The sequence below is a fragment of the Nocardioides sp. genome (assembly GCF_024509035.1).
GTDB lineage: Bacteria > Actinomycetota > Actinomycetes > Propionibacteriales > Nocardioidaceae > Nocardioides.
The window spans coordinates 1-12,963 of sequence record NZ_JANINT010000025.1 but is presented as its reverse complement, the minus strand read 5'-3'; the positions used below and the strand labels follow the sequence as shown (position 1 = coordinate 12,963).

Annotated in this window: 16 protein-coding genes and 1 pseudogene; 3 read left to right on the top strand and 14 right to left on the bottom strand. The window is 72.1% G+C overall.

Annotated elements, in window-relative coordinates; all coding sequences use genetic code 11:
- From Q0L15_RS02705 to Q0L15_RS02690, 4 genes are all read right to left on the bottom strand, one after another.
- Nucleotides 1–498, bottom strand: a 498-nt coding sequence (locus tag Q0L15_RS02705) for a hypothetical protein (RefSeq protein ID WP_296602055.1), incomplete at its 3' end; no start/stop codon positions are given.
- 10 nt (nucleotides 499–508) lie between these two features.
- A complete protein-coding gene (locus Q0L15_RS02700) occupies nucleotides 509–1,312 on the bottom strand; it encodes a hypothetical protein (RefSeq protein ID WP_296602054.1) in 804 nt (267 codons plus the stop codon).
- Nucleotides 1,313–1,321: 9 nt separating this feature from the next.
- Entirely contained in the window at nucleotides 1,322–2,074 is a 753-nt protein-coding gene (locus Q0L15_RS02695) for a hypothetical protein (RefSeq protein WP_296602053.1), read from the bottom strand.
- A gap of 118 nt (nucleotides 2,075–2,192) precedes the next feature.
- Entirely contained in the window at nucleotides 2,193–2,546 is a 354-nt protein-coding gene (locus Q0L15_RS02690; protein ID WP_296602052.1) for an HNH endonuclease, read from the bottom strand.
- Nucleotides 2,547–2,617: 71 nt separating this feature from the next.
- Between Q0L15_RS02690 and Q0L15_RS02685 the strand changes: the two genes are divergently transcribed.
- Entirely contained in the window at nucleotides 2,618–4,000 is a 1,383-nt protein-coding gene (locus tag Q0L15_RS02685; protein ID WP_296602050.1) for a tryptophanase, read from the top strand.
- On the opposite strand, the gene Q0L15_RS02680 is transcribed toward Q0L15_RS02685, so the two are convergent.
- The 10 genes from Q0L15_RS02680 to hisD form a co-directional block, all read right to left on the bottom strand.
- Nucleotides 3,972–4,364 carry a DUF3054 domain-containing protein gene (locus Q0L15_RS02680; protein WP_296602056.1) on the bottom strand — a complete coding sequence of 131 codons (393 nt, stop codon included), beginning with the start codon at nucleotides 4,362–4,364 and terminating at the stop codon, nucleotides 3,972–3,974. The genes Q0L15_RS02685 and Q0L15_RS02680 overlap by 29 nt on opposite strands.
- Nucleotides 4,365–4,377: 13 nt before the next feature.
- Nucleotides 4,378–4,935, bottom strand: a complete 558-nt coding sequence (locus tag Q0L15_RS02675; protein ID WP_296602049.1) for a GNAT family N-acetyltransferase — start codon at nucleotides 4,933–4,935, stop codon at nucleotides 4,378–4,380.
- A 34-nt stretch (nucleotides 4,936–4,969) separates the two neighbouring features.
- Nucleotides 4,970–6,193: a phospholipase D-like domain-containing protein gene (locus Q0L15_RS02670; protein WP_296602048.1), complete on the bottom strand. Its 1,224-nt coding sequence runs from the start codon at nucleotides 6,191–6,193 to the stop codon at nucleotides 4,970–4,972.
- Nucleotides 6,194–6,439: 246 nt separating this feature from the next.
- Nucleotides 6,440–7,201, bottom strand: a complete 762-nt coding sequence (gene hisF, locus Q0L15_RS02665) for an imidazole glycerol phosphate synthase subunit HisF (RefSeq protein WP_296602047.1) — start codon at nucleotides 7,199–7,201, stop codon at nucleotides 6,440–6,442.
- On the bottom strand, nucleotides 7,198–7,944 hold the full coding sequence (gene priA, locus Q0L15_RS02660) for a bifunctional 1-(5-phosphoribosyl)-5-((5-phosphoribosylamino)methylideneamino)imidazole-4-carboxamide isomerase/phosphoribosylanthranilate isomerase PriA (protein ID WP_296602045.1): 747 nt from the start codon (nucleotides 7,942–7,944) through the stop codon (nucleotides 7,198–7,200). Before priA ends, hisF begins: the two co-directional genes overlap by 4 nt.
- Nucleotides 7,945–7,952: 8 nt before the next feature.
- A complete protein-coding gene (locus Q0L15_RS02655) occupies nucleotides 7,953–8,282 on the bottom strand; it encodes a hypothetical protein (protein ID WP_296602044.1) in 330 nt (109 codons plus the stop codon).
- 7 nt (nucleotides 8,283–8,289) lie between these two features.
- Nucleotides 8,290–8,943, bottom strand: coding sequence for an imidazole glycerol phosphate synthase subunit HisH (hisH, locus tag Q0L15_RS02650; RefSeq protein WP_296602042.1), 654 nt, complete (start codon nucleotides 8,941–8,943; stop codon nucleotides 8,290–8,292).
- A 67-nt stretch (nucleotides 8,944–9,010) separates the two neighbouring features.
- Nucleotides 9,011–9,619, bottom strand: coding sequence for an imidazoleglycerol-phosphate dehydratase HisB (gene hisB, locus Q0L15_RS02645; protein ID WP_296602040.1), 609 nt, complete (start codon nucleotides 9,617–9,619; stop codon nucleotides 9,011–9,013).
- Nucleotides 9,616–10,710 (bottom strand): histidinol-phosphate transaminase, encoded by a 1,095-nt coding sequence (locus Q0L15_RS02640; RefSeq protein WP_296602039.1) that lies wholly within the window; start codon nucleotides 10,708–10,710, stop codon nucleotides 9,616–9,618. The genes hisB and Q0L15_RS02640 overlap by 4 nt, the downstream gene beginning before the upstream one ends.
- Nucleotides 10,707–12,002: a histidinol dehydrogenase gene (hisD, locus tag Q0L15_RS02635; protein WP_296602038.1), complete on the bottom strand. Its 1,296-nt coding sequence runs from the start codon at nucleotides 12,000–12,002 to the stop codon at nucleotides 10,707–10,709. Before hisD ends, Q0L15_RS02640 begins: the two co-directional genes overlap by 4 nt.
- 68 nt (nucleotides 12,003–12,070) lie before the next feature.
- Between hisD and Q0L15_RS02630 the strand changes: the two genes are divergently transcribed.
- Nucleotides 12,071–12,736 carry an LON peptidase substrate-binding domain-containing protein gene (locus Q0L15_RS02630; protein WP_296602036.1) on the top strand — a complete coding sequence of 222 codons (666 nt, stop codon included), beginning with the start codon at nucleotides 12,071–12,073 and terminating at the stop codon, nucleotides 12,734–12,736.
- Nucleotides 12,736–12,963 (top strand): annotated as a pseudogene (locus Q0L15_RS02625) (Cys-tRNA(Pro) deacylase); the annotation flags it as partial. The gene Q0L15_RS02630 and the pseudogene Q0L15_RS02625, both read left to right, overlap by 1 nt.

The following is a 12,963-nucleotide window of genomic DNA, read 5'->3' as shown; positions in this document are numbered from 1 at the left end:
GCGCACCTGCGGATCGGCCACGCGCACGACGCCGCGCAGGCCGGAGCCGTTCGCGTCGGCGTACTCGTGCTCCCCCGGTGTCGTGAAGACGTGGGTGTAGCCGCACTCGTTCGTCAGGGCGGTGCTGCCCAGGAACGCCTTCTGACCCTCGACGGCGAACGGGCGGGTGGCCGCGTCGGGTGAGTTCCACAGCACCATGTCCCCGGCCTCGACCGTCACGCGCTCCTGGTCCGGGACGAAGCGGCCCGGGTCGGCGGTGCGCTCGTCGCAGCAGTCGCCGTGGCGCTCCTTGACGAACCGGACGGTGACGGCCGTCTGGTGCATCTCCCGCTCACGCTTGGAGGTCTTCTCGACCACCTCCACGACGAACGGGAACTCGGCGGTCGCGCCGGCGCCGCCGGCCGGGATCAGCGCGTAGGGGTAGGTGCCGGGCTTCATGAAGCGCTGGCCGTAGCAGTCGGTGTGGCGCAGCGCGCGGCTGTCCAGGTTCTCGGTCATGGCAGCCTCCTCAGGCCGTGATGTCGGCGAGGACGACGAGCTCGTCCTCGGGTGGGTTGTGCTGGATCTCGGCGCCCAGGCTGTCGACCGTCACGAAGACCGCCGGGTCGAACGGGCCGGACGCGGGCAGCACCTCGAACAGCGCGGGGACCTCGGTGATCGGGAACCGCGTGCCTGAGACGAACGGCGTGATGATCGGCCCGAGCAGGCCGGTCAGCCCGGCGATGCCGATGGCCGCGACGACCGCGCCCGCCAAGACCGCCAGGAAGGGTCCGATGAGCGGCACCCAGGCGACGGCGGCCGAGACCGCCAGGCCGATCGCGGCCAGGAGCGCGGCCGTCGAGGCGCCGAACTGCAGGCTCGGGACGCCCTGCACGATGCCCTCCACCTTCCAGACGCCGCCGGCCAGGCTGAGGGCGACGCCGAGGTCGACGGTCGTCAAGAGGTAGTCGCCGAAGGAGACGGGGACCGTCACCGTCGGCCAGACGATGTCGATCTTGGGCGTGCAGACGGTGCCGACGCACGGGATGTGGACGCACACCTGCGGGATGTGGATGTCGGGGATGAAGTCCCCGATGTCCAGCTGGAAGCTCAGGTCGACGTGCCAGTCGAGCCTGAGGTCGGCGATCTCGACGGTGGCCGGCGCGATGAGGTCGACGGTCCCGTTGGAGAGGGTCCCGCTCACGGCGTACGAGACGCCGAAGGGTCCCAGGGAGGAGGAGCCGCTCGTGGACTGGGTCCCGAGCGCGGCGACCTCGGTGTCGAACAGCTGCTGGGCGGCCATCTCGTCGATGGCGGCGATGATCTCGGACATGTCTGCCTCCTAGAAGTCGCCGCGGGCCAGGACCCGGTTGACGTCGATCAGGGGACCCACGGTGGGGGTCAGGGTGAAGGCGCCCAGCTCGAGCGCGGTCACGGGGAGCGAGAGCGTGGCGAGCACCGAGCGCAGCACCATCGTGAGCAGGCACTCGATCACCGACTCCAGCGCGTTCGGCTCGATGTCGACGATCTCCACGGCGTCCACGGCGAAGCCGATCGCGCGCTGGCCGTCCGCCCAGGTGCTGACCAGGTGCCCGACGGCGTAGACGTCGAGCCGGCAGCACATCGGGTTCTGCGCCTTGCCCCAGTCGTCGCGGTCGTCGCGCCACGGGTCGTCACGGTGCTCGTGGTTCGGATCCTTCGGATCGTCCTTCGGCCCCTCGCCGGGGTGGTCGTGCCCCGGGTCGTGGGTGTCCTGGCGATCCTCCTTGCCGCGCGACGCACAGTCCACGCACAGCCGGACGGTCGTCGACAGGCTGAACTGGCCCGCGCCGAGGCTCAGCTCGGGCGGGAGCGCGTCGTCCTGCTTGAACAGGTCGAGCCGCGGGGTGCGCAGCTCGACCGACCACTGCAGGCCCGGAGAGCCGGGGAACGGGATCGGCGCCATCTGGGTGGCGGAGATGCTCGACGCGGGGACGAACGCCGGCGAGCCGTAGTGGAGCAGGTGTGGCCTGGTCGTGCAGACCGCGGTGATGAGGTCGTTGAGCGCCGACTCCTCGACGGCGACGAAGACCTCGCTGGTTTCGGTGAGACTCATGGTTCCCTCCTGGTCGTGCGACCCCTGAGACGGCCGCTGACGGTGAGGAGGTGCTGAGTCGGGTGGTGATACCGGGACCACGTGATCTCGTCACCGCGGAGGACGACGTGCCGGCTGGTCAGCTCGTCGACAGGTCGGCGGCGACCGCGTGTGCGATCTGCACCTGCCGCAGCAGGAACGCGCCGTCGTCGCGCCTCTTGCGGCGCAGCCAGGTGGTCACCTCGGTGTTGCACTTGCTGGCGTTGCACGAGGCACAGGCCGGCACGACGTTGGTCAGCGTGTAGCGGCCCCCGCGCGAGATCGGCAGCATGCAGTCCTTCTGCAGCGCGGCCGCCTCGTTGCCGCAGTAGGCGCAGCCGCCCCACGCCTCCAGGAGCGCGAACCACTGCGCGTCGGTCAGGTCGTGGGCGACGGCGGCCATCCGGCGCTGGCGGCGGCGCGCGTACGTCGCCGCGCGGGTGCGGGAGGCCACGGAGCCAGCCTAGGCCCGCGACCTCGCGCATCTGGGCCCGCGCGGGGCGTGTCTGCGCCACGATGGCGGGCATGGACGAGCCCACCTTCCGCACGATCTTCGAGCCGTTCCGGATCCACTCCGTGGAGCCCCTGCGGATGAGCACCCGCGCCGAGCGCCGCGGCTACCTGCGGGAGGCGGCGTACAACCTCTTCCAGGTGCGCGCCGAGCACGTGCTGGTCGACCTGCTCACCGACTCGGGCACCGGCGCGATGAGCCGCGACCAGTGGGCCGCGATCCAGCACGGCGACGAGTCCTACGCCGGCTCCCCGTCGTACTACGTCTTCGCCGACGCCGTCCGCGAGCTGTTCCCGTTCGAGCACGTGATCCCCGTCCACCAGGGCCGGGCGGCGGAGAAGATCCTGTTCTCGGTGATCGGCGGCCCCGGCAAGGTCGTCCCCAACAACACGCACTTCGACACCACCCGCGCCAACGTCGAGGCGACCGGCGCGCTGGCGCTGGACATCCCGATCCCGGAGGGCCGCGACCTGTCGTCCCAGCACCCGTTCAAGGGCAACATGGACCTCGGGGCGCTCGAGGCGCTGCTCGCGGCCCGCGCCGACGACGTGCCGTGCGTCTTCGTCACGATCACCAACAACAGCGGCGGCGGGCAGCCGGTGTCGCTGGCCAACCTGCGCGGCGTCCGGGAGATCTGCGACCGCTACGGCAAGCCGCTGTTCCTCGACGCCTGCCGGTTCGCCGAGAACGCGTGGTTCATCCGCGAGCGCGAGGAGGGTCAGGGCGCGCGGGAGGTCGCCGACATCGTCCGCGACGTGGCCGGGCTGGCCGACGGCATGACGATGAGCGCGAAGAAGGACCCGATGGGCAACATCGGCGGCTGGCTGGCGATGAACGACGACGAGCTCGCCGCCGCCTGCCGCAACACGCTCATCCTCACCGAGGGGTTCCCGACGTACGGCGGGCTCGCCGGCCGCGACCTCGAGGCGCTGGCCCAGGGCCTGAAGGAGGTGGTGGAGCACGACTACCTCCGCTACCGGATCCAGTCGACGGCGTACCTCGGCAAGGCGCTGCAGGAGCGCGGGATCCCCGTGCTCAGCCCGTTCGGCGGGCACGCCGTCTACATCGACGCCCGCGCGCTGGCCGCGCATCTCGACCCGCTGCAGTACCCCGGCCAGTCCGTCGCGGTCGCGCTGTACGAGACCGGAGGCATCCGCTCCTGCGAGATCGGCACGGTGATGTTCGGCCGGCAGCCCGACGGCACCGAGGCCCCGGCGTCGATGGACCTGGTGCGACTGGCGATCCCGCGCCGGACCTACACCCAGAGCCACATCGACTACGTGATCGAGGTGTGCGAGGAGGTCGCCGCGCACGCCGAGGAGCTGCCCGGCTACCGCATCGTCGAGGAGCCGAGGAGCCTGCGGCACTTCACCTCGTCGTTCGAGCCGCTGACGTAGACCGCCGCCGCACGAGCAGCGCCACGAGCCGCCAGCCCAGCATCGTGGCCGCGAGGAACAGGCCCGCGACCACCAGGAACCCGGGCGCCAGGCCCCGGCCGGCGAGGGCCCGGAGCACCATCCCGAGGGCGTAGGTGACGACCGCGACGACCGCCCCCTCGGGCCAGACCCGCGTCGTGGACCGCCCGCGGGAACGGAGCGCCGCGTGGGCGGCCGCTGCCGCGAGCGCGAACGGCCACGCGATGACGAGCACGACCCAGTCGGACTGGTCGGCGTCGTGGGTGTCCTTGCCCCCGATCGCCAGCGCGAGCACGCAGAGCAGGTCGGCGGCCAGCGGAGCGAGCCATCGGGCGGGCCGGGACATCGACGTCACCCGGTCAGGGTCGCAGACGTCCGACGGGGTCCGGGTGTCGCACCCCGAACCACTGCTCGGCGCCGAACTCCTCGAAGCGGTCGACCTCGCTGAACCCGAGCCGCTCCGCCAACCGCATCGACGACTCGTTGGCGGTCTGGGTGCAGAGCACGACCGGCTCGCCCGGCAGCACGTCGGCAAGCCAGCCGAGCGCCGCGGAGCAGGCCTCGGTGGCATAGCCGCGTCCCCAGGTCTCCGGCAGGAAGAGATAGCTGAGCTCGACCTCGGCCACGCTTCCCGGGAGGTGTCCACGACGCTCGGGGTCGCGCCGGGTCATGCTGACGGTCCCGATCGCCGCTGCGTCGAGGTCGACGACGAAGTAGCCGGCTCGCTGTCCCGGCACCGGTGGCACCTCCCGCTCGAGCTCGTCGCGCGGGCGCGGACCGCCGAGGAAGGCGTGCACGTCGGGCGAGGAGTAGAGGTCGATGACCAGCGCTCGGTCCGCAGGCTCGGACGCGCGCAGCACCAGGTGCGGTGTCCTGATCGGGGCCGGCGGCCAGGGGACGGGTCCGAGATCTCCCACGGGCGCAGCGTAATCGGCTCAGGCAGCAGCCAGCTCAGGCGCTGTGGTTGTTCCAGATGTACTCGAAGTGGCTCGCGTACGCCGCCAGAGCCGACGCGAACGGGACCTTCACCGTCACCTCGTCGTTGAACCGCGACACGTTGGACCAGTTCTCCGACCCGGTCCACACGCCCTTGAACGGCTTGCCGGCCCACTGGCCGGAGAGCGACATCCACTTCTCGTGTGAGAAGACCTCCCATCCGGTCTCGTCGAAGCCCGTCAGGGGGTCGTCGTCGAGGTCGAGCGCGGAGCTGCGGAGGGCCACCCCGGCGCCGCGCAGGATCCCGTGGACCCGGCGCCCGGCACCGCTGACCAGCACCCGGACCCGGCACCCGGACCGCGACAGCGCCGCGACCTTCTTCGCGAGCTGGATGCCGCGGTCGCCGACCCAGCCGTACATCATGATGCGGATCACCGTGTGCCCGCCGTCGCCGTACCCGGCCGGGGCGCGGCAGCCGACCTTGTCGAGCCGCTCGTAGACATGGTCCTTGGTCCCCGTGGCGCGCGGGTCCGACCCGAACTCGACGGTGTACGGGCCGTCCTGCACCACCTGGTAGGGGTTGGGGCGCCACTGGTCCTGGGCCATCTGCCCGAAGATCCTGCTGAAGTCGTCGAACATCTGCTGGTTGCCGAGCACCGTGTAGAGGTCGTTCCAGTGCACGTTCGCGGCGTAGCTCATCAGGTTGTTCGACCCGAACATCACGACCGGCTTGCCGTTGCCGCTGGCGGAGAACAGGTAGAACTTGGAGTGCTGGTTGGACCGCTCACTGCCCAGGCGGCAGGCGCCCTTGCACACCTTGAAGAAGCTCGGCACCGGGTACGGCTTGCGTTTCGGACCGAACTTCCGGGGGTGACACTTGTCCTTGAACTTCGGATGGATGTCGGTGCCGAGGTAGCGCATCATGCGCCCGGCCTCCCGACCGATCGAGTTGTCGTTCAGCACCAGCTGCACCGACACGCGCCTCTTGCAGGCGCGGATCAGCGCATCGCCGATGTCGCGCCGGTTGTAGGAGTAGACCGCGATCTGGATGACTCCGTTGCGCGGCACGCTGTCGATCGTGTTGCGCACCTTCGCCATGTTGACGTTGCGCGCGGTGTAGTCGCCCCGAGGGTTGTTCCAGGTCGGGCCCGGGCGTGGCGTGAACGACGACGGCTCCGCGGCCGCGGGGGCCGCCGAGAGCTGACCGACGACCACGGCCAGGACCAAGGCCAGTACCACGGCCCTGCTGACGAGGACTGCACGCGCGAGCACCCGATTCCCCCTGCTTCTCATCCCCCGACAACCCCTGGATCCTAGGTGGGCCGACGAGGACGGAGCAGACGAATCGCCGACCCTGCCCATATGGGCAATCTCGCGTTGCCCGTGGGTGGGCGACGCACCAGACGCATCTGCCGCCGCGCCGGCCGGGCGGCGACATCTGCGTCAGGTGCGTGCGAGCGGCGGCAGGCAGCGGCCCGACCCGGATCAGCGCACCGGGTAGCCCGCGCCGGCGAGCGACTGCTTGACGTCGGCGATCCGCAGCGTGCCGAAGTGGAAGACGGTCGCGGCCAGGACGGCGTCGGCTCCGGCCTCGACGGCGGGCGGGAAGTGCTCGACCGCGCCCGCGCCGCCGGAGGCGATCACCGGGACGCTCACCTCCCGGCGTACGGCGCGGATCAGCTCGAGGTCGAACCCGTCCTGGGTGCCGTCGGCGTCCATGGCGTTGAGCAGGATCTCCCCGGCGCCGAGCTCGGCCGCGCGGACGGCCCACTCGATCGCGTCGAGCCCGGCCGACTTTCGCCCACCGTGCGTGGTGACCTCGAACCCCGACGGTGTGCCCGCCACGCGCCGGGCGTCGACGGACAGCACGAGCACCTGGTTGCCGAACCGGTCGGCGATCTCGGCCACCAGCTCGGGGCGGTTGATCGCGGCGGTGTTGACCGCGATCTTGTCGGCTCCCGCGCGCAGCAGCCGGTCGACGTCGGCCACCGAGGAGACTCCCCCGCCGACGGTCAGCGGGATGAACACCTCCTCGGCCGTGCGCGAGACGATCTCCATCGTGGTCGCGCGCCCCTCGTGGGAGGCCGAGATGTCGAGGAACGTCAGCTCGTCGGCGCCCTCGGCGTCATAGGTGCGGGCCAGCTCGACCGGGTCCCCGGCGTCGCGGAGCTCCTTGAAGTTGATGCCCTTGACGACCCGGCCGGCGTCGACGTCGAGGCACGGGATGACCCGGACCGCGAGCGTCACGCCCCGCTCACCTCGGGCCCCTGGGTCAGCGCGAGCGCGTCCTCGAGCGTGAAGCGACCCTCGTAGAGCGCGGTGCCCGCGATCGCGCCCTCCACGCCGAGCGGCACGAGGTCCATCAGTGCGCGGATGTCGTCGAGCGTCGTCACGCCCCCGGACGCGACGACCGGCGCCGAGGTGGCCGCGCACACGTCGCGCAGCAGCTGCAGGTTGGGCCCCTGCAGCATGCCGTCCTTGTTGACGTCGGTGACGACGTACCGCGCGCAGCCCTCGGCGTCCAGGCGTGCCAGCGTCTCGTAGAGGTCGCCGCCCTCCTGGGTCCAGCCGCGCGCGGCCAGGGTGCGACCGCGGACGTCGAGCCCGATCGCCACCCGGTCGCCGTGCTCGGCGATGACCCGGCGGCACCACTCCGGCTGCTCGAGCGCCGCCGTGCCGATGTTGACCCGCCGGCAACCCGTGGCGAGCGCGGCGGCCAGCGACTCGTCGTCGCGGATGCCGCCGCTCATCTCGACCTGGATGTCCAGCGCGCCCACGATCTCGGCCTGCAGCTCGCGGTTGGAGCCCCGCCCGAACGCCGCGTCGAGGTCCACCAGATGGATCCACTCCGCGCCGGCGTCCTGCCAGCGCATCGCGGCGGCGATCGGGTCGCCGTACACGCGTTCGGAGCCGGCGACGCCCTGCGCCAGCTGCACGGCCCGGCCCTCGGTGATGTCGACGGCGGGGAGGAGCTCGAGATAGTCGGTCATGGTGCCCTTCAGGTGCGTCGGAACAGCATCGTGTGGAAGACGGGGGCGGCCAGCACGCTGACCACGAACGCGGCGAGCCGGATCTCCCACTCGCCGAAGAACACCCAGGCCAGCAGGTTGAACGCGAGCAGTCCGGCCAGCAGCGCGCCGTTCTGGCGCCGGCGGCGCTGGGCGAGCGCGCCGGTCGGGCGCTTCGGCAACTTCGGGAGCCGCGAGGTGAGCGCGCGCCGCCGCGCGTCGCGCCGCTCCTGGCGCTCTGCCTCCGCGGCTCGGGCAGCGGCCAGCACGGCCGCCTGCCGCTCGCGCTCCGCGCGACGCCGCGCTCGCTCCTTGCTCACGGCGCCCTCACCGCAGCGACTCGACCCAGTTGCGCAGCAGCGCGGCACCGGCGTCGCCGGACTTCTCCGGGTGGAACTGCGTGGCACTCAACGGGCCGTTCTCGACCGCCGCGACGAACCGGTCACCACCGTGCTCGGCCGGCCCGGTCTCGGCCCACGTGACCAGTGGCGGCCGGGTGCGGCCGTGGGTCTCCAACGTCCAGTCGCGTACGCCGTAGGAGTGCACGAAGTAGAACCGCTGGTCCTCGATGCCGCGGAACAGCGTGGTGCCGGTGGGGACCTCGACGGTGTTCCAGCCCATGTGGGGCACGACCGGCGCCTGCAGCCGCTCGACCACGCCGGGCCACTCGTCGCAGCCTTCGGTCTCGACGCCGTGCTCCACGCCGCGCTCGAACAGGATCTGCATGCCCACACAGATGCCGAGCACCGGACGCCCGCCGGCGAGCCGGCGTCCGATCACCTCGTGGCCGCGGACGGCGCGCAGACCGGCCATGCAGGCCGCGAACGCGCCGACGCCGGGCACCAGCAGGCCGTCGGCGTCCTGGGCGAGGGCCCGGTCGGCCGTGAGCGTGACCTCGGCGCCCGCGCGCTCGACGGCGCGCACGGCGGAGCGGAGGTTCCCCGAGCCGTAGTCGAGGACGACGACGGTCGGACGGCTCATGCGGGGTTCCCGCGGCGTTGTCCGGTGGAGGAGCGAAGCGGGGGAACCGGAGAACGTCGTGGGGTGCTCACAGAGCGCCCTTCGTGGAGGGGATGCCCGTCTCGCGCGGGTCGAGCGCGACGGCGTCGCGGAACGCCCGGGCGAACGCCTTGAACTGGGTCTCCACGATGTGGTGCGGCTCGCGGCCGGCCAGCACCCGCACGTGCAGGGCGAAGTGGCCGTGGAACGCGATCGACTCGAACACGTGCTGCGTCAGCGAGCCGAGGTAGGCGGGCGTCGTGCCGCCGAGCTGGACGTACTGCTGGCCCTCCGGCTCACCGGTGTGCACGCAGTAGGGCCGGCCCGAGACGTCGACGACCGCCTGCACGAGCGCCTCGTCGAGCGGGACGGTGGCGTCGCCGAAGCGGCGGATGCCCTGCTTGTCGCCGAGCGCCTGCCGCAGCGCCTGGCCGAGCGCGATCGCGGTGTCCTCGACCGTGTGGTGGGCGTCGATGTGGGTGTCGCCGTCGGTCTGCACGGTCAGGTCGACCAGGGCGTGGCGGGCGAACGCGGTCAGCATGTGGTCGTAGAAGCCCACGCCGGTCGAGATGTCGTGGCGCCCCGAGCCGTCGAGGTCGACCTCGACGAGCACCTTCGACTCGCTGGTCTGGCGCTCGATGCGTGCGGTGCGACTCATGATTCCTCTTCCATCACGTGGGTCAGTGCCTGGCGGAACGCGTCCATCTCATCAGCGGTGCCGATCGACACCCGGAGCCAGCCGTCGGGGCCGACCTCGCGGATCAGGACGCCCCGGTCCAGCAGCCCCTGCCAGACAGCATGGCGGTCTGCGAAGGTCCCGAACAACACGAAGTTGGCATCGCTGTCGGCGACCGTCAGCCCCGCCGCCCGCAGCCAGTCGACGGTGCGGTCCCGCTCGACGCGCAGCTCGTCGACCTTGCCGAGCAGCTCCGGAGCGTGCCGCAGCGCCGCCAGCGCGGTCGCCTGGGTCACCGCCGAGAGGTGGTAGGGCAGCCGCACGACCCTGATCGCGTCCAGGATCGCAGGGTCGGCCGCCAGGTAGCCCAGCCGCAGCCCGGCGGCAGCGAACGCCTTGCTCATCGTGCGGGTGACCACCAGGTTGCGGTGGGTGGGCAGCAGCTCCAGCGCGCTCGGGACGCCCGCGCGGCGGAACTCGCCGTACGCCTCGTCGACGACCAGCAGGCCCTGCTCCCCCACGGCCTCGCACAGCGCGCCGACGGCGTCGGGCGGCAGGGCGGTGCCGGTGGGGTTGTTGGGGCTCGGCAGCAGCACCACGCTGGGTCGCTCGGCGCGCACGAGGTCGACGGCGTGGGCGACGTCGAGCGAGAAGTCCTCCGCCCGGCGGCCCTGCACCCAGCGGGTGGAGGTGTCGCGGGCGTACTCGGGATACATCGAGTACGTCGGGGCGAAGCTCAGCGCGCTACGTCCCGGACCACCGAAAGCCTGCAGCAGCTGGAGCATCACCTCGTTGGACCCGTTGGCCGCCCAGACCTGCTCGGTCGCGATGCCGTGCGGGGTGTCCCGCGACAGGTACGACGCGAGCGCGGTGCGCAGCGCGACGTGCTCGCGATCGGGATAGCGGTTGAGGCCGAGCGCCGCCGCCCGGACCGACGCCGCGATGTCGTCGGCACACGACTCGGAGGGCCCGTAGGGGTTCTCGTTGGTGTTGAGCTGGACAGGCACGTCCAGCTGCGGGGCGCCGTACGGCTCGAGGCCGAGCAGCTCCTCGCGCAGAGGAGGCCAGGTCATTGCTGGAACCGCACCGACACCGCCGCGCCGTGGCCCGGCAGGTCCTCCGCCTCGGCCAGCGTCACCACGTGGCGCGCGACCTGCTCGAGCCCGTCGCGCGTGTAGTCGACGACGTGCACCGACTTGGTGAACGCCCGGACCGACAGGCCCGAGGAGTGGCAGGCGCAGCCGGCGGTCGGCAGCACGTGGTTGGACCCCGCGCAGTAGTCGCCGAGGCTCACCGGTGCGTAGGGGCCCACGAAGATCGCCCCGGCGTTGCGCACGCGGGCGGCGTACGCCGACGCGTCGGCGGTGTGGATCTCGAGGTGCTCGGCCGCGTAGGCGTTGACGACGTCGAGACCCTGCTCGAGGTCGTCGACGAGCACGACGCCGGACTGCTGGCCCGCGAGGCTGGTGCGGATGCGCTCGACGTGCTTGGTCGCGGCGACCTGGGCCTCCAGCTCGACCTCGACCGCCTCGGCGAGCCGCTCCGAGGGCGTGACCAGGACCGCAGCGGCCAGCGGGTCGTGCTCGGCCTGGCTGAGCAGGTCGGCGGCGACGTACGCCGGGTCGGCGGTGTCGTCGGCCAGGATCGCGATCTCGGTGGGGCCGGCCTCGGAGTCGATGCCGATGAGGCCCTTGAGGAGCCGCTTGGCGGTGACGGTGTAGATGTTGCCGGGTCCGGTGACCAGGTCGACGCGGCGGCACGGGCCGGTGCCGTAGGCGAACATCGCGATCGCCTGGGCGCCGCCGACGGCGTACACCTCCTCGACGCCCAGCAGGGCGCACGCGGCCAGGATCGTGGGGTGCACGGCACCGCCGAACTCGCGTTGCGGCGGGCTCGCGAGCGCGATCGACTCGACGCCGGCGGTCTGGGCGGGCACCACGTTCATCAGCACGCTGGAGACCAGCGGCGCGAGACCACCGGGCACGTAGAGACCGACGCGGCCGACCGGCACCTTCCGGTGGGTCACCCGGGCGCCGGGCGCCAGGTCGGTGACGGCGTCCTGCTCGAGCTCGGCGGTGCAGGTCGCGCGCAGGCGCGCGATCGACTCCTCGAGCGCCGCGCGGATGTCGGGGTCGAGCCGGTCGAGGGCTTCGGCCAGCGCCTCCGGGGCGACCCGGATGTCGTCGACGCGCACGCCGTCGAACTTCTCCGACAGCTCGCGGATCGCGTCCAGGCCGCGGATGCGCACGTCCTCGCAGATCGCATGGACCGCCGGCACCGCTGCCTCGACGTCGAAGTCGGCGCGGGGTACCGCCGCGCGGTAGTCGACGGAGTGGTCGGCTCCTCGCAGGTCGATGCGTCTCATGGGTCCGATTCTACGGGCGGCCGCCTGTCGTCCCCGACCGGCGACAGAGGCTGGACTACGTTGGCACCGTGCCCGACCCCTTGCCGATGTTCCCGCTGAACATGGTGCTGTTCCCGGGCGTCAGCGTGCCGCTCACGGTCTTCGAGGACCGCTACCGGGCGTTGATCCACCACCTCCTGCGCATCGAGGACCCGGCCGCGCGGCTGTTCGGGTCGGTGGGGATCCGCGAGGGCTACGAGGTCGGCGACCACGGCGCCCAGTCGCTCTACCGGGTCGGCTGCCGACTGCAGCTCACCGACGTCGAGGCGCACCCCGACGGCACCTTCGACGTGATCGCGGTCGGCCAGGAGCGCATCCGCCTCGACCGGCTCGACGCCTCGGGTCTGTTCCCCGTGGGACACGTGACGGAGCTGCCGGACTCCCAGAAGCCGGTCGCGGAGACGGTGCTCGAGCAGGCCCGGGTGGCGTTCACGGCCTACCGCGCGGCGCTGGCCGACCTGAGCGGCGACCCCTACTCCGGCGCGCTCCCCCGCGACCCGACCTACCTGTCCTGGACGCTGTCGGCGCTGGCACCGCTGCCGATGCCCGACCGGCAGTCGCTGCTCGAGGCCGAGAGCCCCGAGACCCGGCTGATCCTGGTCACCGACCTCCTGCGCAGCGAGCTGCGCGCGATGAACGTCATCCCGTCGCTGCCGGCCACCGACGTGGCCCGCACCAGGTGGTCGCCCAACTGATGGCCAAGAAGTCCTCCGGCGGCACGCCGGCCACGGTCGCCCTGACCCAGGCCGGGGCACCGTTCACGCTCCACGAGTACGCCCACGACCCGCGGGCCGCGTCGTACGGCCTCGAGGCGGCCGAAGCGCTCGGCCTCGAGCCTGCGCAGGTCTTCAAGACGCTGATGGCCGGTGCCGCCGGCACGCTCGCCGTCGGCATCGTGCCGGTCACCGGCCAGCTCGACCTC

Coding starts and splice junctions, on each gene's coding strand:
- Q0L15_RS02685 (WP_296602050.1), top strand. CDS start 2,618: ATGGACGAGCCCACCTTCCGCACGATCTTCGAGCCGTTCCGGATCCAC.
- priA (WP_296602045.1), bottom strand. CDS start 7,944: ATGACCGACTATCTCGAGCTCCTCCCCGCCGTCGACATCACCGAGGGC.
- Q0L15_RS02640 (WP_296602039.1), bottom strand. CDS start 10,710: ATGACCTGGCCTCCTCTGCGCGAGGAGCTGCTCGGCCTCGAGCCGTAC.
- Q0L15_RS02680 (WP_296602056.1), bottom strand. CDS start 4,364: ATGTCCCGGCCCGCCCGATGGCTCGCTCCGCTGGCCGCCGACCTGCTC.
- Q0L15_RS02695 (WP_296602053.1), bottom strand. CDS start 2,074: ATGAGTCTCACCGAAACCAGCGAGGTCTTCGTCGCCGTCGAGGAGTCG.
- hisH (WP_296602042.1), bottom strand. CDS start 8,943: ATGAGCCGTCCGACCGTCGTCGTCCTCGACTACGGCTCGGGGAACCTC.
- hisB (WP_296602040.1), bottom strand. CDS start 9,619: ATGAGTCGCACCGCACGCATCGAGCGCCAGACCAGCGAGTCGAAGGTG.
- hisD (WP_296602038.1), bottom strand. CDS start 12,002: ATGAGACGCATCGACCTGCGAGGAGCCGACCACTCCGTCGACTACCGC.
- Q0L15_RS02700 (WP_296602054.1), bottom strand. CDS start 1,312: ATGTCCGAGATCATCGCCGCCATCGACGAGATGGCCGCCCAGCAGCTG.